General features: G+C 76.9%; 3 protein-coding genes. All 3 read left to right on the top strand.

Annotation, left to right across the window (positions count from 1 at the left end):
* On the top strand, nt 1–767 hold a 767-nt coding region (locus L615_RS09075; RefSeq protein ID WP_186449790.1), incomplete at its 5' end, for a polyprenyl synthetase family protein.
* Nucleotides 746–1,318, top strand: coding sequence for a copper resistance CopC family protein (locus L615_RS09070; protein WP_145724853.1), 573 nt, complete (start codon nt 746–748; stop codon nt 1,316–1,318). The genes L615_RS09075 and L615_RS09070, both read left to right, overlap by 22 nt.
* A gap of 38 nt (nt 1,319–1,356) precedes the next feature.
* On the top strand, nt 1,357–1,615 hold a 259-nt coding region (locus L615_RS09065; protein ID WP_315897781.1), incomplete at its 3' end, for an NUDIX domain-containing protein.

The following is a 1,615-nucleotide window of genomic DNA, read 5'->3' as shown; positions in this document are numbered from 1 at the left end:
CCGCGATCGAGCTGCTGCACCTGGCGACGCTGGTGCACGACGACATCATCGACGGCTCACCGCTGCGCCGCGGGCGGCCCTCCGTCGTCGCGTCCGTGGGCGCCGAGCAGGCGATCGTCGTCGGCGACCTGCTGCTGGCCCGCGGGGTCGCCGCCGCCGCGGACGCCGGGGTGGCAGCCACGTGGGCCCGGGCGCTCGCCTGCATGGCCACCGGACAGCTCCTCGAGCCGGACCTCGTCGCCGCCCCCTCGATCGCCGCGCACGCGGAGTACGTCTCGCTCAAGACCGCAGAGCTCTTCCGGGCCAGCGCCGAGGCCGGCGCCCTGATCGCCGGCGCACCGCCCGGGCAGGTCCGTGCCCTCGGCCGGTTCGCGCTCCACTTCGGCATGGCCTTCCAGCACCTCGACGACCTGCTCGACGTGCTGGGGGACCCGGACCGGATGGGCAAGCCCACCGGGCTGGATGCGGCCAACGGCGTACCCACCGCGGTGTCGCTGCTCGCCGGGCGCGACACCGGCGAGGACGTCGCCGGCCTGGTCGGCCGCGAGCTCGATGCCGCCGTTGCCGCCCTGGCCGCGGCGGGCGTCCCCGACGACCTGGCCCGGTGGGCCACCGCGTCGCTGCGCCGGGCCCTGCGCGCGTCCGGCGCCGACGACCACCACCCCCTCGCTGCCGGCGTGACCGCGGTCCTCGACCGCGTCGACCGACGGCTCGCCACCCCCACCCCGATGACGGAGCCCCAGCCATGCGCCACCTCGATCCCCTGACCCGCCCCCTCGACCACGCACCGCGCCGACCGGCCGTCCTGGCCCTGGTGGTCGCGCTGCTCACCGCGCTCGCGGCGTGGGTGCCGGCGCCGCCGGCCGCCGCCCACGACGACCTGGTGCTCTCCGACCCCGCCGACTCCGGCATCGTCGAGGAGCTGCCGTCGCGGGCAGTGCTCACCCTCAGCGGCCCGGTGCGCAAGGTGCGCGAGGTCACCGTGACCGGACCCGAGGGCGACGTGACCAACGGCGCGCCCTCCGTGCACGGTGCGGAGGTCCGGCAGAACCTCTGGGCCGGACCTGACGGCGACTACGTGATCGCCTACGAGGTGGTCTCCTCCGACGGGCACGAGGTCACCGGCGAGATCCACTTCGAGGTCGGCCCGACGTCCGGCCCCACCGCGACCGCCATCGCCCGCGAGCAGGCGGAGGGCTCCGGCGGCTGGAACGGCAGCCTCGGCATCCTCGTCCTCGGCGGCGTCCTCGTGGCCGGCGCGGGAGGCCTGGTCGTCGTACGTCGCCGGCGGCTCGGCGGCGAGCAGCGCCGGGCCTGATCGCGGGCGCGGTCGCCCGACGCGAGAGACTGGGCCTCGTGCCCGCCCCCACCAGCCCCGACGCCCCGACCATCGTCGTCGCCGCGGTCGCCCTGGTCCGCGACGGCGCGGTGCTGACCGTCCGCAAGCGCGGCACCTCGCGGTTCATGCTCGTCGGCGGCAAGCTCGAGCCGGGCGAGGACGCCCGCGACGCCGCGGTCCGCGAGGCCCGCGAGGAGGTCGGCCTCGAGCTCGCCGACGTCGAGCTGCTCGGTGAGTACGTCTCCGACGCCGCCAACGAGCCCGGCCACCGGCTGG

This window comes from Nocardioides sp. J9 (genome assembly GCF_007829375.1).
Classification (GTDB): domain Bacteria; phylum Actinomycetota; class Actinomycetes; order Propionibacteriales; family Nocardioidaceae; genus Nocardioides.
The sequence above is the reverse complement of the archived record's forward strand: the minus strand, read 5'-3'. Positions and strand labels throughout refer to the sequence as shown.

Bases quoted from the DNA above. Each gene is read 5' to 3' on its own strand.
- L615_RS09070 (WP_145724853.1), top strand. From the start codon at position 746: ATGCGCCACCTCGATCCCCTGACCCGCCCCCTCGACCACGCACCGCGC.